This window comes from Pseudomonas sp. GM33, assembly GCF_000282295.1.
Taxonomy (GTDB): domain Bacteria; phylum Pseudomonadota; class Gammaproteobacteria; order Pseudomonadales; family Pseudomonadaceae; genus Aquipseudomonas; species Aquipseudomonas laurylsulfatiphila.
In genome coordinates this window covers 1-19,641 of record NZ_AKJO01000088.1, presented here as the reverse complement: position 1 = coordinate 19,641, position 19,641 = coordinate 1, and the positions used below count along the sequence as shown (strand labels likewise).

Sequence of the window (19,641 nt, the reverse complement as noted above, 5' to 3'; positions counted from 1 at the left end):
AGTCAGTCGCTGAGCTGATCGGTTTCCGCCAGCAGTTTGATCGCTGTCGCACCGACCTTGCGCACCGCCTCTTCGATCTGCGGTGTTGGCTTGGCAGCGTAGTTCATGCGCAGGCAATTGCGGTATTTGCCGGAGGCGGAAAAAATACTGCCCACGGCAATCTGTACGCCCTGGTCGTGCAAGGCGCGATTCAGTTTCAGGGTGTCGAAGCCTTCCGGCAGTTCAACCCACAGCATGAAGCTGCCCTGTGGGCGACTGGCGCGGGTGCCGGTCGGGAAATAGCGGGTTACCCAGTCGATCATCATGTCGCGATTGCGCTGGTATTGTGTGCGCATCCGCCGCAAGTGCGGTTCGAAATGGCCGCCCTTGAGAAATTCGGCGATGGCGATCTGCGGTTGTGGCGCGGTAGAGCCGGTGCTGATGTATTTCATGTGCAGCACCCGCTCCAGATAGCGGCCGGGCGCGACCCAGCCGATGCGCAGGCCCGGCGCCAGGGTCTTGGAAAACGAACTGCACAACAGGACGCGACCGTCCTCGTCGAAGGACTTGATCGTGCGCGGGCGTGGATAGGTGTAAGCCAGTTCGCCATACACATCGTCCTCGATGATCGCCACGTCAAACCGCTGCGCAAGCGTCAACAACGCGCGTTTTCGTGACTCGGGCATGATGTAGCCCAGCGGGTTGTTGCAGTTGGGGGTCAGCTGTATGACCTTGATCGGCCACTGCTCCAGGGCCAGTTCCAGCGCTTCGAGGCTGATGCCGGTCAGTGGATCGGTGGGGATTTCCAATGCCTTCATGCCCAGGCCCTTGAGGGTCTGCATCGCACCGTGAAAGCTCGGCGAGTCCACCGCCACAATGTCTCCCGGTTCGCAGATCGCGCGAATGCTGGTGGACAGCGCTTCGTGGCAACCGGTGGTCACTACCAGGTCGCTGGCGCCCAACTGGCAGCCGGAATCGAGCATCAGGCGGGCGATCTGTTCGCGCAGTTCGAGGTTGCCGTGGATGTTGTCGTAATACAGACCGGGCATGTCCTGCCGCCGGCTGATCCGCGCCAGGTCGCGCAACAGGGGTTTCATGGTTGGACTGGTGATGTCCGGCATGCCGCGGCCCAGTTGCACCACGTCTTTGCGCGGCACGGCGCGAATCAACTCCAGCACCTGATCCCATTGGGAGATGTCCACCGGCCGTTGGGCCGGGCGGCCGACTGCCGGTAAATCCGGCAGTTCGCGGCTGGCCGGGACGAAGTACCCTGACTTGGGACGTGGCGTGGCCAGCCCGCTGTCTTCCAGCACCCGATAGGCCTGCTGCACCGTGCTCAGGCTGACGCCATGCTCGACGCTCAGCGCCCGTACCGAGGGCAGCCGGTCACCGGGGCGATAGAAGCCCTGTTCGATACGCGTGCCGAGCAGTTCGGCCAGGTTGACGTAAAGGGTCATGGTGCAGCCTCGATAGGGGTGATTCGGTTAACCAGTACAGATCAGGCGAAAAATCGGGATTCAGTGGCAGAATCGGCAAAACTGTATGGAGTTAATACAGTTGCTTTGAATCTGTAATGCTTTTTCGCGCCCGCGCATCATGGAACCTCTGGCTACCCAAGTAAACAGGAGCATCCAAGATGAACGGTTTGAGCGATGTGCGGCTGACATTACACAGTCAGGAACTGGCGACAGGGCAGAACAACGGCGCGCGGGAGGCGGGCATGCACAATGCGTTGTCCGGCCAGAGTCGTTGGGATCAGTTCTGGCGCCGGCTGCACACGCGCAAGGCGTTGCTGGCGCTGACACCGGATCAGCTCAAGGATGTCGGACTGACGCGGGAGCAGGCGCTGGAGGAGGGGCTGAAGCCTTTCTGGCGGATCTGAGCTTTGCAGTGTTCTTCAGGGCCTCATCGCGAGCAAGCTCGCTCCCACAAGGAGCGGTGGTGAACACAAATCTTGTGAACACCGCCAAACACTGTGGGAGCGAGCTTGCTCGCGATGGCGCCGGTACAGGCCCCGCCAAACCTTCAGACCAACTCTTTCAGCCGATGCCACAACATCCCCAACGCGAGCAACGGCGAGCGCAAATGCTTGCCGCCGGGGAAGGTGATGTGCGGCACTCGGGCGAACAGATCGAAGCCGCCGCTGTGCTGGCCGCTGATGGCTTCGGCCAGCAGCTTGCCGGCCAGGTGCGTGGCATTCACGCCATGACCGGAATAGGCCTGGGCGTAATACACATTCGGCTGGTCCTTGAGCCGGCCGATCTGCGGCAGGCGGTTGGCGCCGATGCCGATCATGCCGCCCCATTGATAATCGATCTTCACTGCGCTCAGCTGCGGGAAAACCTCGAGCATTTTCGGGCGCATGTACGCGGCAATGTCTTTCGGGTCGCGGCCGGAGTAATGGCAAGCGCCACCAAACAGCAGGCGGCGGTCCGCCGAGAGCCGGTAGTAGTCCAGCGCCACCCGTTGGTCACAGACCGCCATGTTCTGCGGCAGCAGGGCGTGGGCCTGTTCCTCGCTCAGTGGTTCGGTGGCAATGATGTAGCTGCCGGCGGGCAGGACTTTACCGCTGAGTTCCGGATTGAGGTTGTTGAGATAGGCGTTGCAGCCCAGCACCAGGGTCTTGGCGCGCACCGAGCCCTCGGCGGTATGGACCTTGACCTCGGGGCCATAGTCGATGCGGGTCACGGCCGACCGCTCAAACAGTCGGACTCCCAGTCGTTGCGCCGCCGCTGCTTCACCCAGAACCAGGTTCAGTGGGTGCAGGTGCCCCGAGCCCATATCGATCAGGCCGCCGACGTACCGTGTGGAACCGACCACGGTGTGCATCTCATGGGCTTGCAGCAAACGGGTCTCGTAGCGATATCCGAGGCTACGCAGTTCTTCGGCATCCTCGGCGAACCCTTCAAGGTCGCGTGGCTTGTTGGCGAGGTCGCAGTAACCCCAGGTCAGGTCGCAGGGGATCTGGAAGCGCTCGACCCGTTGCCGGACGATTTCCACGGCTTCCAGGCCCATGAGTTTCATTTGCCGCACGCCTTCGGCGCCGAGGACATTGGTGAACTGGTCCAGGCCGTGGCCGACGCCACGAATGAGTTGCCCGCCATTGCGTCCACTGGCGCCCCAACCCATTCTGTGGGCTTCAAGCAACACTACGCTGAGGCCGCGTTCGGCCAGCTCAAGCGCCGTGTTCAACCCCGAAAACCCGCCGCCCACCACGCAGACATCGGCCAGCAATTCGCCTTTGAGCACCGGGAGTTCGGGCTGCGGCAGGCTGGTGGCGGCGTAGTAGGACGTGGTGTGGTTCAGAGCAGGCTGTTGAGCACGTGGGGTCATGTGCGTGTTCCTGGTTCTTGTGTTTAGAAAATTCGACGGAGCATAAGCCGGACCTTCCCGGACGGGCAACATTGGTCGGCTGGTGCTGTCTGGATCGGGGCTTTTGCGTCAGAATCGCGCTCTATTCCGCTTTGGGTCACCGCTGCAATGAGCTGCAACAGCCAGACAATCCGCACATTGCGCCAACAGATTCCCTCATTCGAGTGCGTGCCCGGCTGCCATGACTGCTGCGGGCCGGTGACCACCTCGCCGGAAGAAATGTCGCGCCTGCCGCGCAAGACGCGCGCCGAGCAGGATGCCGCCATGGAAGAGCTCAACTGTGTGCATCTGGGGCCCAATGGCTGCACTGTGTATGACGAACGGCCGCTGATCTGCCGGTTGTTCGGTACCACCAAGACCTTGCCATGCCCGAATGGGCGCGGGCCGGTGGAGTTGATTCATCCGCGGGTGGAGAAACAGGTGTTCGAGTATATGGCCAGTACACGGCAGGTGTTGGTCTAGATAGATCGAGTCGCTGCCTTCGCGAGCAAGCCCGCTCCCACATTGGATCTTCAGTCAACACAAAGTTTATGTTCGACACGGATTAACTGTGGGAGCGGGCTTGCTCGCGAAAGCGGCTGAACAGGCACCGCCAATCTCAATCCGGAATCGGCAAAGTCAAACTCTCCTTCACCTCTTCCATCACGATATAGCTCTTGGATTCCCGCACATGGGGCAGCTTGAGCAGGATGTCGCCCAGCAATTTGCGGTACGAAGCCATCTCGGAAATCCGCGCCTTCACCAGGTAGTCGAAATCCCCTGACACCAGATGACACTCCAGTACATGGGGCAATTTCAGCACCGCGCGTCGGAACTCTTCGAACGTATCGCCGGATTTGTAATCCAGGCTGATCTCGACGAACACCAGCAGACTACCCTTCAGGTGTTGCGGATTGAGCCTGGCGTTGTAGCCCATGATGATCCCCTCGCGCTCCAGACGCCGGACCCGCTCAGTACAGGGCGTGGTCGAGAGCCCGACCTTCTCCCCCAGCTCGGTAAAGGAAATCCGCCCGTCCGCTTGCAGGATCCGCAGGATGTTGCGGTCGATCTTGTCCAGCTCACGTTTGGTCTGAGTGTTGGTACGCATAGGGGATGCGCCTCCGTGAAAAGGGTTTTTGCCGAGAATTGTCGCCAAATATAGGCGCTTATATAGTGAAATGCACTGGCAAATCTTTTTTACACTGCGCGCATCTAAAGCTCTGAACAACAAACGTCAGCGGTTAGCCGCGATGAGGGATATGAAAATGCGCGTCATGGTCTTGGGCAGCGGCGTCATCGGTACCACCAGTGCTTATTATCTGGCCCGTGCCGGGTTTGAAGTGGTGGTCGTCGACCGGCAGCCGGCTGCTGCCATGGAGACCAGTTTCGCCAACGCCGGGCAGGTCTCGCCGGGTTATGCCTCGCCGTGGGCCGCACCGGGTGTGCCGCTCAAGGCCATCAAGTGGCTGTTGCAGCGCCATGCGCCCCTGGCAATCAAGGCCACTGCCGACATCGACCAGTACCTGTGGATGGCACAGATGCTGCGCAATTGCACCGCCAGCCGTTACGCGGTGAACAAGGAGCGTATGGTCCGTCTGTCCGAGTACAGCCGTGACTGCCTCGATGAACTGCGTGCCGAAACCGGCATCGCCTACGAAGGCCGCAGCCTCGGCACCACCCAACTGTTCCGCACCCAGGCTCAACTGGACGGCGCCGCGAAAGACATCGCCGTGCTGAAAGAGTCCGGCGTGCCGTTCGAACTGCTCGACCGTGAAGGCATTGCCCGCGTTGAGCCGGCGCTGGCCAGCGTGACTGACATCCTCGCCGGTGCCCTGCGCCTGCCGAACGATCAGACTGGTGACTGCCAGATGTTCACCACCAAGCTCGCAGAAATGGCCGCGAACCTCGGTGTGCAATTCCGTTTCGGCCAGGACATTCAGCGTCTGGACTTCGCCGGTGACCGCATCAATGGCGTGTGGATCGATGGCAAGCTGGAAACCGCCGACCGCTACGTACTGGCCCTGGGCAGCTACTCGCCACAACTGCTCAAGCCGCTGGGGATCAAGGCGCCGGTGTACCCGCTCAAGGGCTACTCCCTGACTGTGCCGATCACCAACTCGGCGATGGCCCCGACCTCGACCATTCTCGACGAGACCTACAAGGTCGCGATCACCCGTTTCGACAACCGCATCCGCGTTGGCGGCATGGCTGAAATCGCCGGTTTTGACCTGTCGCTGAACCCGCGTCGCCGCGAAACCCTGGAGATGATCGTCAACGATCTTTATCCTCAGGGCGGCGATCTGGCCCAGGCCAGCTTCTGGACCGGTCTGCGTCCGACCACTCCGGACGGCACGCCGATCGTTGGCGCCACCCCGTTCAAGAACCTGTTCCTGAACACCGGTCACGGCACGCTCGGCTGGACCATGGCTTGCGGTTCCGGCCGTTTGCTGGCCGACCTGATGGCGAAGAAAAAGCCGCAGATCAGCGCCGAAGGCCTCGATATTTCCCGTTATGGCAACAAAACCCAGGAGTCTGCAAAGCATGTCAGTCCAGCGCCAGCTCACCAATGAGCGCATGAGTCAGATCGTCACCCATAACGGCACGGTTTACCTGGCCGGACAGGTAGGCGACGACATGAACGCCGGGATTGAACAGCAGACCCGTGAAACCCTCGCCAACATCGAGCGCTTGCTCGATCTGGCCGGCACCGACAAGCACAACCTGCTGTCGGTGACGATTTACCTGAAAGACATCGATGCGCATTTCGAAGGCATGAACGCGGTATGGGACAACTGGCTGCCAAAAGGCGTTGCCCCGGCCCGTGCCACCGTTGAAGCGAAATTGTGCGAACCGGAAATCCTGGTCGAGCTGTCAGTTGTAGCCGCTCTGCCATAAGCCTGTCAGAAAAGATCCCTCTCCCGGTGCTGTTGGTGGTTCACGCTGTCAGCCAGCGCCGGTTTTTCTTCCCGATAACCCGACCAGAAGTGTGCCGCCATGCGTCCTGCCCGTGCCCTGATCGACCTTCAAGCCCTGCGCAACAACTACCGAATCGCCCGCGAACTCACGGGGGCCAAGGCCCTCGCGGTGATCAAGGCCGATGCCTATGGCCATGGCGCGGTGCGTTGCGCCCAGGCGCTGGAAGCCGAGGCGGACGGGTTTGCCGTGGCCTGCATCGAAGAGGCGCTGGAGCTGCGGGCGGCGGGCATTCGTGCTCCTGTCCTGCTGCTGGAAGGTTTTTTCGAAGCCGATGAGCTGGCGCTGATCGTCGAGCATGATTTCTGGTGCGTGGTGCATTCGCTGTGGCAACTCGAAGCCATCGAGAAAGCGGCGTTGAGCAAGCCGATCACCGTGTGGCTGAAACTCGATTCGGGCATGCACCGCGTCGGGCTGCACCCGGCGGATTATCAGGCCGCCTATCAACGGCTGCTGGCCAGCGGCAAGGTCGCAAAGGTCGTGCTGATGAGCCACTTTGCGCGTGCCGATGAACTGCACGAACAGGCCAGTGCCGATCAGGTGGCGGTATTTGAAGCTGCGCGCAAGGGCTTGTCCGCCGAGGTCAGCCTGCGCAACTCGCCGGCGGTGCTCGGTTGGCCGCAGATTCCGAGCGATTGGGTACGTCCCGGCATCATGCTCTATGGCGCCACGCCGTTCGAAGAGGCCCACGAAGTGGCATCCCGCCTGCAACCGGTCATGACCCTGGAGTCGAAAGTCATCAGTGTCCGCGAACTGCCGGCTGGCGAGCCAGTCGGTTACGGCGCCAGATTTATCACGCCTAAACCGATGCGCATTGGTGTGGTGGCCATGGGTTACGCCGACGGCTACCCGCGTCTGGCACCGACCGGCACCCCCGTGCTGGTTGCCGGGCAGCGCAGCCAGTTGATCGGCCGGGTGTCGATGGACATGCTCTGCATCGACCTGACCGATGTACCGCAGGCCGGTCTCGGTTCGACCGTCGAGTTGTGGGGCAAAAACATCCTTGCCAGCGATGTAGCCATGGCAGCCGGGACGATTCCGTACCAGATTTTCTGCAACCTGCGCCGGGTGCCACTGCTCTATTCCGGGGCTTAGTGCGCAAGGCTCCAGACCGGAAGTCGCCTCGCTGAGCAGGATTCAGGTCAAGGTGTTGTAAATACTGAACGCTGTCGCCATGATAACGTCCACTATTCCAATAATCTTGAATCCTGGAGGCGCAAGCTTTGGACGTCGGTGAACGACTGCAATCCATCCGTAGGCTCAAAGGCCTTTCCCAGCGTGAGCTCGCCAAAAGGGCGGGCGTCACCAACAGCACCATTTCGATGATCGAAAAGAACAGCGTGAGCCCTTCGATCAGTTCGTTGCGCAAGGTGTTGGGCGGGATTCCCATGTCCATGGTCGAGTTCTTTTCCGAAGAAATCCTGCAGGAAAAGCCGACCCAGATCGTCTACAAGGCCAATGAGCTGATCGATATTTCCGATGGCGCCGTGACCATGAAACTGGTCGGCCGGGCGCACCCGAGCCGGGCTATCGCATTCCTCAATGAAATCTATCCGCCAGGCGCCGACACCGGTGACGAGATGCTCACCCATGAGGGTGAGGAAACCGGCATCCTGGTCGAAGGAAAACTGGAACTGGTGGTCGGTCTCGAAACTTTTGTCCTCGAAGCCGGTGATAGCTACTACTTTGAAAGTACCAAGCCACACCGTTTCCGGAATCCGTTCGATGCGCCTGCGCGACTAATCAGCGCAGCCACGCCGGCGAATTTCTAAGAAAAGAGGCGTCCTGCCAGCATCGCAGAGGCGCCCGGGCCGTTTTTCCGCCGCAGCCTAAGACCCTTGCGACTTTGGGGTTGTTTCAGTGCGACGGGCTTACCGCTATACTTGCGCCCGCCTGCGAACCGTGGCCGTAGGCGTGACTAGCCACCATTGAGGGTGAACGCGTGAACCTAATTATGAAAATGCTGGCTGCACCAGCAACCGTATTGGCCCTATGGGCTGTCAGTGTCAGCGCTCAGGCTGCGACCAACGACGATATCGCCAAACGCCTTGAGCCAGTCGGCCAGGTCTGTGTTCAGGGTAAAGAGTGCAAGGGCATGGAAGTGGCCGCTTCCGCCGGCGGCGGTGGCGGTGCAAAAACCCCGGATGAAGTGATTGCAAAACATTGCAACGCTTGCCACGGTTCAGGTCTGTTGGGCGCACCGAAAATCGGTGATGCTGCCGCCTGGAAAGAACGCGCCGATCACCAGGGCGGCCTCGACGGCATCCTGGCCAAGGCCATTACCGGTATCAACTCGATGCCGCCTAAAGGCACTTGCGCCGACTGCTCCGATGCCGAGCTCAAAGGCGCCATCCAGAAGATGTCCGGCTTGAAGTAAGCGCCAGATCTTCCGCAAAAAAACCGTCTTCGGACGGTTTTTTTGTGCCCCCCAATCCCTGTAGGAGCGAGCTTGCTCGCGAAGAATTTGAAGGCGCCGTGGGGTGTCAGGCTCGCCGCGTTATCGTTGACGACCATCGCGAGCGAGCTCGCTCCTACAGAGGTATTTGTGTCGGGCGGTTGGCCGGTACAGGCTGTTCATTGCAGCAAAGACCCGGCAATCTCGGTCCAAACCCAAGTCATGGAACGTGAGGGAGGATCCGATGGTTCAGCTGTGCTCTATCGAACAGGCAGTCGATGACGTCTTGGCGCGGTTGCCGGCGCATATCCACATGGGCCTGCCTCTGGGGTTGGGCAAACCCAATCACTTCGTCAACGCGCTGTATCGACGAATCGCACAGTTGCCCGAGCGGCGGCTGACGATCTACACCGCGTTGTGCCTTGGCCGCCCGCCCTTGGGCGACGGACTGCAAAAGCGCTTCCTCGAACCCTTTGTCGAACGGGTTTTCGGCGATTATCCGGAGCTGGATTTCCTCGCCGATCTGCGTCGCGATCAACTCCCGGGCAACATCCACATCCAGCAGTTTTTCATGCAGCCCGGCAGCCTGCTCAACAGTGCCACGGCACAGCAGGATTACGTCAGCAGCAACTACAGCCATGCGGCGCGGGACATCAACGCCGCCGGGTTGAACCTGGTGGCGCAACTGGTGGCCAGCCATGCCGAGCATCCCGACCGCTTGAGCCTGAGCTGCAACCCCGACATCACCCTCGACCTGTTGCCGATGATCGCCAAGCGCCGCGCCGCCGGAGAAACCATCCTGATGGTCGGCCAGGTGCACAACGATCTGCCTTACATGCCCGGCGATGCGGAGCTCGGCATCGACACCTTCGACCTGCTGATCGATGAGAAAGACCACACCACACTGTTTTCCACACCGAACATGCCGGTGGGGTGTCAGGATCATTTCATCGGCTTGCATGCCAGCACCCTGGTGCGTGATGGTGGCACCTTGCAGATCGGCATCGGTTCCATGGGCGATGCGCTGACGGCGGCGCTGCTGACGCGGCAAGCGGACAACGACGCTTACAAGGCGTTACTGGCCGACGTAAACCTCAGCCACTGGGCGCAACTGATCGAGCGCCAAGGTGGCATCGAACCCTTCGCCAAAGGCCTGTATGGCTGCAGCGAAATGTTCGTCAACGGCTTGTTGGTGCTGGCCGATGCCGGAATCGTACGGCGCAAGGTTTATCCGGACGTGGCGACCCAGCAGCAGGCGAATGCCGGCACCCTCGACGAGGCTGCGCAAACCGATGGCATCTCGGTGCACGGCGGTTTCTTCCTTGGTCCGCGCAGCTACTACGAACGCTTGCGCGAATTGCCCCAAAACAAGCGGCTCGAATTCAACATGACCCGCATCAGCTACATCAACGAGCTCTACGGCCAGGAAGAACTCAAGCGCTTGCAGCGCCTGGATGCACGGTTCATCAACACCGCGTTCACTGTGACCTTGCTCGGTGCCGCGGTGGCGGATCAGCTCGAAGACGGACGTGTGCTCAGTGGCGTTGGCGGGCAGTACAACTTCGTGGTTCAGGGGCATGCGCTGCCAGGCGCGCGTTCGGTGTTGCTGCTGCGCAGCTGGCGTGAGTCTGGCGGCGACGTCAGCTCGAACATCGTCTGGGCGTATGGCCACTGCACGATACCCCGGCACTTGCGGGACATGGTGGTGACCGAGTATGGCATTGCCGATCTTCGTGGCAAAACCGATGCGGCAGTGATCGAAGCCTTGCTCAATATCAGCGACTCGCGTTTTCAGTCGGGGTTGATTGAACAGGCGCAGAAGGTCGGGAAATTGCCCAAGGACTTCTGTCTCGATCCACGCTTTGCCGATAACAGTCCGCAGCGTTTGCAGGAGATCCAGGCGCGGCATCCGCGGCTTTTTCCGGAGTATCCGCTGGGCTGTGATTTCACCGAGGTCGAGCGAGATGTGTTGCGGGCGCTGAACTGGCTCAAGAGCAAGTTCAAGCTGAGCGAGGTGCTGGAGCTGGGCAAGGCGGCGCTGGATGCGCCGGAGGCAGCAGCGTTCCCGGGGCATCTGGAGCGCATGCAGCTGGCCAATCCTGAAGGACTGAAGGAGGAGTTGTATCAGCGGTTGCTGCTCACCGGCCTGAAGGCCACCGCGCAATTACAGCCAACATAAATCAAATGTGGGAGCGGGCTTGCTCGCGAAGGCGGTGTGTCAGTCGACTGATTTTTGACTGACACACCGCCTTCGCGAGCAAGCCCGCTCCCACAGGGGGAATTGCGGTGTGACGGCTTACTCGATGAAGGTCACGACACCATCTGCCAGCGACTTCACGCGAGCCAACGACTCCACGCGATAACCCTGCGAATCCAGCTCCGCACGGCCGCCCTGGAACGACTTCTCGATCACGATGCCCAGGCCCGCCACGGTAGCGCCGGCCTGTTTGATGATCGAAATCAGCGCCTGGGACGCCTTACCGTTGGCCAAGAAGTCATCGATGATCAGCACGCGGTCGCTGCTGGTCAGGTGGCGCGGGGAGATGGCCACGGTGCTTTCGGTCTGCTTGGTGAACGAGTACACGGTCGCCGACAGCAGGTTTTCGGTGAGGGTCAGGGACTGATGCTTGCGGGCGAAGATCACCGGCACGCCGAGGTTCAGACCGGTCATGATCGCCGGGGCGATGCCCGAGGCTTCGATGGTGACGATCTTGGTGATGCCCGAGTCCTTGAACAGCGTGGCGAATTCGTCGCCGATCAGCTTCATCAGGGCCGGGTCGATCTGGTGGTTCAGAAAGGCGTCGACCTTCAGGACCTGGTCGGAAAGCACAATGCCTTGTTCGCGAATTTTCTGGTGCAGGGCTTCCATGAAGCTGTCCTCTTTTGGCGCCTGTGCGCCGAAGGTCATATAAAAGTGGTCAATTCTAGCGCTTTAACATCGCGCGTATATCTGCCAATGCGTTGTTGCCCCGCACGGCTTTGACTTCGGTCGGTGTGTCGTCGTTGCCTTCCCAGGCCAGATCGTCCGGCGGCAACTCATCGAGAAAGCGGCTCGGCGCGCAATCGATGATCTCGCCGTACTGCTTGCGCTTGGCCGCGAAGGTGAAGGCCAGGGTCTGGCGCGCGCGGGTAATGCCCACGTAGGCCAGGCGACGTTCTTCTTCGATGGTGTCGGCTTCGATGCTGGAACGGTGCGGGAGGATTTCCTCCTCCATGCCCATGATGAACACGTAGGGGAATTCCAGGCCCTTGGACGCATGCAAGGTCATCATCTGCACGCCTTCGGCGCCGTCTTCCTCTTCCTGCTGACGCTCGAGCATGTCACGCAGGACGAGTTTGCCGATGGCGTCCTCGACGGTCATTTCGCCTTCTTCGTCTTTTTCCAGGGTGTTCTTCAGCGCTTCGATCAGGAACCAGACGTTACCCATGCGGTAATCGGCGGCCTTGTCGCTGGAGCTGTTGGTGCGCAGCCAGTTCTCGTAGTCGATGTCCATGACCATGCTGCGCAGCGCGGAGATCGGGTCTTCGCCGGCGCACTGCTCGCGCACCCTGTCCATGAAACGCTTGAAGCGCGACAGGCGATCGGTGAAGCGGCTGTCCAGATGCTCGCCCAGGCCGATTTCGTCGGTGGCGGCGTACATCGAGATCTTGCGCTCGGTGGCATAGTTGCCGAGCTTCTCCAGCGTGGTCGAACCGATCTCGCGGCGCGGCACGTTGATCACCCGCAGGAAGGCGTTGTCGTCATCCGGGTTCACGATCAGGCGGAAGTAGGCCATCAGGTCTTTCACTTCCTGACGGCCGAAAAAGCTGTTGCCGCCGGACAGGCGATACGGCACCTGGTGGTGCTGCAATTTCAGCTCGATCAGCTTGGCCTGGTAGTTGCCGCGATAGAGGATCGCGAAATCGCTGTACGGGCGGTCGGTGCGCAAGTGCAGGCTGAGGATTTCCATGGCCACACGCTCGGCCTCGGCGTCCTCGTTGCGGCAGCGGATCACGCGGATCTCGTCGCCGTGGCCCATTTCACTCCACAGCTGCTTTTCGAATTCGTGGGGGTTGTTCGAGATCAGCACGTTGGCGCAGCGCAGGATGCGGCTAGTGGAGCGGTAGTTCTGCTCCAGCATCACCACTTTCAAGGACGGGTAGTCTTCCTTGAGCAGCATCAGGTTTTCCGGGCGGGCACCGCGCCAGGCGTAGATCGACTGGTCGTCGTCGCCCACCACAGTGAACTGGTTGCGTTTGCCGATGAGCATTTTCACCAGCAGGTACTGGCTGGCGTTGGTGTCCTGGTATTCGTCGACCAGCAGGTAGCGCACCTTGTTCTGCCACTTTTCCAGGATGTCGGCGTGTTCTTCGAACAGCTTCACCGGCAGCAGGATCAGGTCGTCGAAGTCCACTGCGTTGAACGCCTTGAGCGTGCGCTGGTAGTGGGTGTAGACGATGGCGGCGGTCTGCTCCTTGGGATTGCGCGCGTTTTCCAGGGCCTGGGCCGGCAGGATCAGGTCGTTTTTCCAGGCGCCGATCATGTTCTTGATCTCGTCGACACCGTCGTCGCCCGAGTATTCCTTCTGCATGATGTCGGTCATCAGGGCTTTGACGTCGGTCTCGTCGAAGATCGAGAAGCCCGGTTTGTAGCCCAGCCGCACGTGTTCCTTGCGGATGATGTTCAGGCCCAGGTTGTGGAAGGTGCAGACCGTCAGCCCGCGACCTTCACCGGCACGCAGCAGGGTGCCGACCCGCTCCTTCATCTCGCGGGCGGCCTTGTTGGTAAAGGTCATGGCGACGATGTACTGGGCGCGGATGCCGCAGTTCTGGATCAGGTGCGCGATTTTGCGCGTGATCACACTGGTCTTGCCGGAGCCTGCACCGGCGAGCACCAAAAGAGGGCCGCCGACGTAGCTCACGGCTTCTTGCTGCCGGGGATTGAGTCGGGACATAGGTAAATTCAGGAGTCAGTCACGAAATGGGCCGGCATTTTAACAGGCTCAGCGAATTGTGCTGCTCTGTCCGACTTGTGACGTACCACGCTATCTGTAATTGCCGGTTTTGTTACTTTCACGCAGGATGCGCAACGAATTTGCGGCTAATGTTCGTAATTCCGGATACAAAGGGCTCGTTTTGATAACTGATGTCATTGTCATTGGTCATCGGGACTGCATAATGCCCGTCGCCTACATCTTTGCAGAGTCTAGGGAGCTAGCTTGTCTACGCCTGTCGAACCCTTGCGTTTGCTGCTACTGGCCGAAGAGCCAGCGTGGGCAGCGTTGTTGCGCGAGTGTCTGGCTCCGATGGGGAGCTCGGCCGTGCTCATCAGCGCGCCGAGTTGGGAGTCGGTCAGCAGCCTGTTCGATGACAACCGCAGCGCGGTGTTATTGACCATCCCGCAACTTCAACCGGCGCCGGGCCGTTGCAGCCTGCCGACGGTGTTGCTGCTCGACCATGAGCCGCTGACCCCGCCCGACGGTGTAAGTGACTGGCTGGTGCGCGATCATCTCGATCCGGGCATGTTGCGCCGTTGCCTGCGCCATGTGCGCGAACGTGGCGTGCTGGAAAACACCCTGCAACGCCTGGCCGAGCAAGATCCGCTCACCGGCATCGCCAACCGCCAGGGCTTCCAGACCCTGTTGACGGCGCGGTTGGCGGAAAACGACGGTCGCGGCCTGGCCCTCGGTCATCTCGACCTCGACAACTTTCGTTATGCCAATGACGCCCTCGGCCATCAGGCCGGTGACCGCCTGATTCTGCAAGTGGTGGCGCGGCTCAAGAGCCAGCTTGAAGCCGGCGATCAACTCGCGCGCCTGGGCAGCGATGAATTCGCGCTGTTGATCGACACCCGTCGCGCTCCTCAGCGTGCCGAGTGGATGGCCGAGCGCATCAGCGAAGCGCTGGCCGAGCCCTATTGGATCGATGGCGAAAGCTTGTTGATCGGCTCCAGCCTGGGCATTGCCCACGCCCGGGCCCAGGCCGGCGCGGACCCGCTGATGTGGCACGCGCACATTGCCATGCAGCAGGCCAAAAGCACGCAAGGTTGCACCTTTCACATTTTCAACGAGCGCATCAATCGCAATGCCCGCAGCATCGCCGACCTCGAAACCGAACTGCGCCGGGCACTGCGCCGCGACGAGCTGGAGTTGCACTACCAGCCACGCCTGAACCTAGAAGACGGACAGATCGTCGGCCTCGAAGCATTGGTGCGCTGGCGCCATGCCGAGCGCGGCTTGCTGCCTCCAAGCGAATTCGTGCCGCTGGCCGAGCAAAGCGGCCTGATCGTGCCGCTGGGCTACTGGGTGATTTCCCGGGCCTTGCGCGACATGCAGGCGCTGCTTGAACTGGGTTTGCCGCCGTTGCATATGGCGATCAACCTGTCGTTCCGGCAGTTCCAGGACAGCCAGTTGCTGTCGACCCTGAGCCGCCTGATTGCCGAGCGCGGCGTCGAGGCGCAGTGGCTGGAGTTCGAACTGACCGAAACGGCCGTGATGCGCCGCAGCGACCTGGTCAAGCAGACCATGGACGCCCTCGGGCGCCTCGGTGTGCGCTTCTCCCTCGACGACTTTGGCACCGGGTTCTCGTCGTTCGTGCACCTCAACAGCCTGCCGATCACTTTGCTGAAGATCGACAAGAGCTTTGTCGGTGGTATGGAGCAGCGTGAGGAGAACCGCAAACTGGTTCACGCGATGATCAACCTGGCGCACAACCTCAACCTTGAGGTGGTCGCCGAAGGTGTGGAGACGCCGGAGCAACTGGATCTGCTGCGCGGGTTCGAGTGCGATCAGGTACAGGGGTATTTGATCAGCAGGCCATTGCCGTTGGCCGAGCTGGTGGAGTATCTGATGTTTGGCTCCAGCCAGCAGCCGCCGCTGGAAGTCCTGATCTGATCACGAGTAGTTGGTTGCCACGGAACCCTGTAGGAGCGAGCTTGCTCGCGATGGTCGTCAACGATAACGCTGGTTGGCAGGTGCCCCGCGGCGTTCTCGGATTTATCGCGAGCGGGCTCGCTCCTACAAGGGATCTCAGTCAGGCTGAGCGACTTCGAAGCGCTGCTCTGACGTCGTTTCGCGCTTGATCATCCGCTTCATCTTCCACTCAAACCCCAGCGTCAGGCTCACCGCCGCAAACGCCAGGCCCAGCGCCAGACCCCACCAGACACCCGTTGGCCCCCAGTCCAAGTGGAACGCCATCCACCACGCCGCCGGAGCGCCAATCAGCCAATAGCAGCCCAGGCCCACCAGGAACGTGGTCTTGGCATCCTTGAGCCCGCGAATGCAGCCCATGGCAATGGTTTGCGTGCCGTCGAACAGCTCGAACCATGCCGCCACCGCCAGCAGGCTCACGGCGAGGTTGATGACATCGCGGAACGCCGGGTCGTTATGGTCGAGGAACAGACCGACCAACTGATTCGGCAACAGCCAGAAAACCATGGCGAAACCCAGCATCGCCGCCGCCCCGAACGCAATGCCGACCCGCCCGGCCAGCCGCGCATCCAGCAGTTGCCCGGCGCCGTAATGCTGACCGATGCGCATGGTGATCGCGTAGGAAATCCCCGCCGGCACCATGAACGCCACCGAGACGATTTGCAGGGCGATCTGGTGGGCACCCAGTTGCGTGCTGCCCATGGTGCCCATGCACAGCGCGGCGAAGGCAAACAGCCCGACTTCCACCGCGTAGGTGCCGCCAATCGGCAGACCCAGACGCCACAGCTCCTTCAGGTACTGGCGATTCAGCCGCGACAGGCCCTGACGCAGCGGATAGGCCTCATAAGCCGGATGCCGACGAATGTGCCACGCCAGTGCAAGCGCCATCAGGTTGGCGACAATCGCCGTGACCAGCCCGATGCCCATCAGCCCCAGCTTCGGCAGGCCGAACATGCCGGTAATCAGCGCATAGTTGAGCAGGAAGTTGGCCACGGTTCCGCCCAGGCTGATAACCATCACCGGTGTCGCGCGGCCAATGGCGCTGGTGAACCCGCGCAGGGCCATGAAGCTCAGGTAGCCGGGCAGGGCGAACGGCAGGAAGATCAAAAACTGCCCGGCCATCTGGACATTGCTTTCGGTCTGGCCGAACAACAGCAGCACCGGTTTGAGGTTCCACAGCAGCAAACCGGCGACCAGCGCCATCAGCCATGCTAGCCACAACCCAGCCTGGGTCAGCCGGGTCGCCCCGAGAATGTCACCGGCTCCCTGACGGATCGCCACCAGAGTGCCGACGGCAGCAATCACGCCGATGCAGAAGATCGACACGAACGAATAGGTCGCCGCGCCGAGCCCGCCACCGGCCAGTGCCTCGGGACTCAGGCGCGCCATCATCAGGGTGTCGGTGAGGACCATCAGCATGTGCGCCAACTGCGAGGCAATCAGCGGCCCCGCCAGCCGCAGGATGGCCCAGAGTTCAGTACGTGCTGGATGCTGCATGGTCATCACGCTCGATTCTAGAAGTGGACAGGAAAGCGTCGATTCTCGGCGCTCTGCGGCGTTTGCACAAAGGGATAAAAAGGATGGATAGCATGATTCAAACTCATGCAGGATAGTTTCTGCTAGGGTATCCAAAAACCGCTGTAGGAGCTTTCCTGATGTCGCGTCGTCTTCCTCCCTTATATGCCTTGCGCGCATTTGAAGCGGCGGCGCGACACACGTCGTTTACCCGGGCCGCGGAAGAACTGTCGATTACCCAAAGTGCGGTCAGCCGACATATTCGTACGCTCGAAGAGCATTTTGCCTGCCGCTTGTTTCACCGCAGCGGTCGCAACCTGCAACTGACCGAGTCGGCCCGCTTGCTGTTGCCGGGTATTCGCGAGGGCTTCACCGCCCTGGAGCGCGCCTGCAATACCTTGCGCGCCGAAGACGACATCCTGCGCATGAAAGCCCCGTCGACCCTGACCATGCGCTGGTTGCTGGCGCGCCTCAGTCGCTTCCGTCATCTGCAACCGGGTAACGAAGTGCAGCTGACCAGTGCGTGGATGGACGTCGATTCCGTGGATTTCAACGACGAGCCGTTCGATTGTGCGGTGCTGTTAAGCAACGGACATTTCCCTCCGGACTGGGAGGCGATTTACCTGTTCCCCGAAGAGTTGATCCCGGTCGGCGCGCCCAACCTGCGGGGCGACCAGCCCTGGGATGTCGAGCGCCTGAGCAACACCGAGTTGCTGCACCCGACGCCGGACCGCCGCGACTGGCGCAACTGGCTGGAGCGCATGGGCTTGGCCGAACAGGTGTCGCTCAAGGGTGGACAGGTGTTCGACACCCTGGAACTGGGCATGATCGCTGCTGCGCGAGGCTATGGTGTGTCCATGGGCGATCTGCTGATGGTGGCGGAGGATGTGGCGCAGGGACGTCTGAGTTTACCGTGGCCGACGGCGGTCGCCAGCGGCGAAAAATATTACCTGGTCTGGCCGAAAACCCGTCCCGGAGGTGAACGTTTGCGCCGGCTCAGCGATTTCCTCTTGGGAGAGGTTCAGGCGATGGAGTTACCGGCGGTCGAGCACCTGAGCTGAATCATCGCGGGCAAGGCGGATCAGTCCCCAAGCTAATCGCACTTGGCATTGCTGGATAATTCCTTGCTTGCCTGTTTCAACTGGTTGCCCAGTTCGGCCGCGTTGGTGCTGTTGTAAACCCGGCCACCGGTGTTTTCAGCGATGCAACGTGACGGGCCGCCAACACCGATTTTCACTACATTGACCCGCAGGCGCGGTTGTTCCCTGGCGATTCGACGGGATACCGCGCACACGTCCTGCCCGCAACCGTCTTCTCCGTCGACAAACATCACGATAACCGCATCGTTATTGCGCCCGTCGACGGTACTCGCCGCGCGGGCCAGGCTGTCGGCCAGCGGTGTGCCGTCGTCGGGAACCAGACCTCGAATCCCGTTGATCAGCCGCGGGCGGTCGCCGAACTTGAACACTCCCCGGTCCGGTGTTCTTTCGCAGCCGGCGAAGGTGATCAGGCGTGTGTCGATCTTCGGGTCCAGCCCGTTGATCATGCTTGCCAGCGAGTCCTTGGCGACGTCCATGCGGCTGGGTTTGGCGGTGAGCCGCATGGTGCGGTTCGGGTCCAGGAGCTTGTTGAGGTCACTACCGAAGTACCAGTCCTCGTCGGCTTTCACTGACTTGATGTTCAAGTTCATCGAACCCGAGGTGTCGAGCACCACCACGAATTGCGGGATCTCTGCGTTCGGCGCATTTTTACGGCATGCGAAGTTGTCCAGCGTCGGGGCTGGTGGTGGGGCAGCCACTACCGGTTTTGGTGGTGGAACTGGTTTGGGTGGTGGTATCGGCTTGGGTTCCGGTGCCGGTTTTGGTGGCGGGACCGGCTTGGGTTCCGGTACCGGTTCTGGCGCGGGTTCTGGAACCGGAGCAGGTTTCGGTTCCGGTTCCACAACAGGCTCGGGGACTGGCTCAGCCGGTTTCTCAACCGGCGTCACCACCGGCGCCACCGGCGCTACAGGCGGAACCACGACAACCGGCTCTCGGTGCAGGAACCACCAGAGCCACAGCGCCAGAAGCAGCAACAGCAGCGCGAGCAAAGCCGCCGCGATCCACCAGCCACGACGCGATGGCGGCACGACCGGCGGCACGATCGGTTTGGGCGGGCGCTGGTTCCAGCGCACCACCAACGGCTCACCGTTGAGGCTGTAGAGTTTGCCCAGCTCAGGCGCGCCGAGCAGGCTGCGCAGGTCGTCCGCTTCCGTCGGTTGACCGCGATTTTGCAGTTCATCCGCCAACTGTCCGAGGGACGTCTGACGCACTTCATAGGTTTCCAGCAAGCGTCGTTGCGCGTCCTCGTTGAGGTCGGCATAGGGCGTGGGTTGGCCACCCAGTTCGGTCCACCATTCCAGCACGTCACCGCTGCCCAACCGCGGGATAGCAAACAGACTGGCGACGGTCGGCGGAAAGTGTTTCTGGATGAGGGCGACTTTGGCTTGCAGCGCACTCATCCCCTCCGTTGTGGCTTTTT

The 19,641-nt window shown here is 61.1% G+C and carries 17 protein-coding genes; 10 read left to right on the top strand and 7 right to left on the bottom strand.

Annotated elements, in window-relative coordinates; genetic code table 11:
- Window positions 1-2: 2 nt before the first annotated feature.
- Window positions 3-1,436 carry an aminotransferase-like domain-containing protein gene (locus PMI26_RS14025; RefSeq protein WP_007975159.1) on the bottom strand — a complete coding sequence of 478 codons (1,434 nt, stop codon included), beginning with the start codon at window positions 1,434-1,436 and terminating at the stop codon, window positions 3-5.
- A gap of 179 nt (window positions 1,437-1,615) precedes the next feature.
- On the opposite strand from PMI26_RS14025, the gene PMI26_RS14030 reads away from it, so the two are divergent.
- A complete protein-coding gene (locus PMI26_RS14030) occupies window positions 1,616-1,861 on the top strand; it encodes a DUF1127 domain-containing protein (RefSeq protein WP_007975158.1) in 246 nt (81 codons plus the stop codon).
- A gap of 143 nt (window positions 1,862-2,004) precedes the next feature.
- Here PMI26_RS14030 and PMI26_RS14035 read toward each other — a convergent pair whose 3' ends face one another.
- On the bottom strand, window positions 2,005-3,312 hold the full coding sequence (locus PMI26_RS14035) for an NAD(P)/FAD-dependent oxidoreductase (RefSeq protein WP_007975157.1): 1,308 nt from the start codon (window positions 3,310-3,312) through the stop codon (window positions 2,005-2,007).
- 147 nt (window positions 3,313-3,459) lie between these two features.
- Here PMI26_RS14035 and PMI26_RS14040 point away from each other — a divergent pair, with 147 nt between their 5' ends.
- Window positions 3,460-3,813, top strand: coding sequence for a YkgJ family cysteine cluster protein (locus tag PMI26_RS14040; RefSeq protein ID WP_007975156.1), 354 nt, complete (start codon window positions 3,460-3,462; stop codon window positions 3,811-3,813).
- 136 nt (window positions 3,814-3,949) lie between these two features.
- Here the strand turns inward: PMI26_RS14040 and PMI26_RS14045 are convergent, their stop codons facing one another.
- On the bottom strand, window positions 3,950-4,438 hold the full coding sequence (locus PMI26_RS14045) for an Lrp/AsnC ligand binding domain-containing protein (RefSeq protein ID WP_007975155.1): 489 nt from the start codon (window positions 4,436-4,438) through the stop codon (window positions 3,950-3,952).
- Between the two features lie 157 nt (window positions 4,439-4,595).
- Between PMI26_RS14045 and dadA the strand changes: the two genes are divergently transcribed.
- From dadA to PMI26_RS14075, 6 genes are all read left to right on the top strand, one after another.
- On the top strand, window positions 4,596-5,900 hold the full coding sequence (gene dadA, locus PMI26_RS14050; RefSeq protein ID WP_007975154.1) for a D-amino acid dehydrogenase: 1,305 nt from the start codon (window positions 4,596-4,598) through the stop codon (window positions 5,898-5,900).
- On the top strand, window positions 5,872-6,225 hold the full coding sequence (locus tag PMI26_RS14055; protein ID WP_007975152.1) for a RidA family protein: 354 nt from the start codon (window positions 5,872-5,874) through the stop codon (window positions 6,223-6,225). The genes dadA and PMI26_RS14055 overlap by 29 nt, the downstream gene beginning before the upstream one ends.
- A 99-nt stretch (window positions 6,226-6,324) precedes the next feature.
- The gene (gene alr, locus PMI26_RS14060; RefSeq protein WP_007975151.1) at window positions 6,325-7,398 is read left to right on the top strand and encodes an alanine racemase; all 1,074 of its coding nucleotides are present in this window, start codon (window positions 6,325-6,327) and stop codon (window positions 7,396-7,398) included.
- Between the two features lie 128 nt (window positions 7,399-7,526).
- Window positions 7,527-8,075: a cupin domain-containing protein gene (locus PMI26_RS14065; protein WP_007975150.1), complete on the top strand. Its 549-nt coding sequence runs from the start codon at window positions 7,527-7,529 to the stop codon at window positions 8,073-8,075.
- A gap of 182 nt (window positions 8,076-8,257) precedes the next feature.
- Window positions 8,258-8,680 carry a c-type cytochrome gene (locus PMI26_RS14070; RefSeq protein ID WP_033047925.1) on the top strand — a complete coding sequence of 141 codons (423 nt, stop codon included), beginning with the start codon at window positions 8,258-8,260 and terminating at the stop codon, window positions 8,678-8,680.
- A 262-nt stretch (window positions 8,681-8,942) separates the two neighbouring features.
- Window positions 8,943-10,877: an acetyl-CoA hydrolase/transferase C-terminal domain-containing protein gene (locus tag PMI26_RS14075; RefSeq protein ID WP_007975146.1), complete on the top strand. Its 1,935-nt coding sequence runs from the start codon at window positions 8,943-8,945 to the stop codon at window positions 10,875-10,877.
- A gap of 117 nt (window positions 10,878-10,994) precedes the next feature.
- Here PMI26_RS14075 and PMI26_RS14080 read toward each other — a convergent pair whose 3' ends face one another.
- The gene (locus PMI26_RS14080) at window positions 10,995-11,567 is read right to left on the bottom strand and encodes a xanthine phosphoribosyltransferase (protein WP_007975145.1); all 573 of its coding nucleotides are present in this window, start codon (window positions 11,565-11,567) and stop codon (window positions 10,995-10,997) included.
- 55 nt (window positions 11,568-11,622) lie between these two features.
- Entirely contained in the window at window positions 11,623-13,632 is a 2,010-nt protein-coding gene (gene rep, locus PMI26_RS14085) for a DNA helicase Rep (protein ID WP_007975144.1), read from the bottom strand.
- A 264-nt stretch (window positions 13,633-13,896) separates the two neighbouring features.
- On the opposite strand from rep, the gene PMI26_RS14090 reads away from it, so the two are divergent.
- Entirely contained in the window at window positions 13,897-15,570 is a 1,674-nt protein-coding gene (locus tag PMI26_RS14090; protein WP_007975143.1) for a putative bifunctional diguanylate cyclase/phosphodiesterase, read from the top strand.
- 135 nt (window positions 15,571-15,705) lie between these two features.
- On the opposite strand, the gene PMI26_RS14095 is transcribed toward PMI26_RS14090, so the two are convergent.
- The gene (locus tag PMI26_RS14095; RefSeq protein ID WP_007975142.1) at window positions 15,706-17,103 is read right to left on the bottom strand and encodes a NorM family multidrug efflux MATE transporter; all 1,398 of its coding nucleotides are present in this window, start codon (window positions 17,101-17,103) and stop codon (window positions 15,706-15,708) included.
- Window positions 17,104-17,261: 158 nt separating this feature from the next.
- On the opposite strand from PMI26_RS14095, the gene PMI26_RS14100 reads away from it, so the two are divergent.
- Window positions 17,262-18,182 (top strand): LysR substrate-binding domain-containing protein, encoded by a 921-nt coding sequence (locus PMI26_RS14100; protein WP_007975140.1) that lies wholly within the window; start codon window positions 17,262-17,264, stop codon window positions 18,180-18,182.
- 32 nt (window positions 18,183-18,214) lie between these two features.
- Here PMI26_RS14100 and PMI26_RS14105 read toward each other — a convergent pair.
- On the bottom strand, window positions 18,215-19,641 hold a 1,427-nt coding region (locus tag PMI26_RS14105; protein ID WP_007975139.1), incomplete at its 5' end, for a vWA domain-containing protein.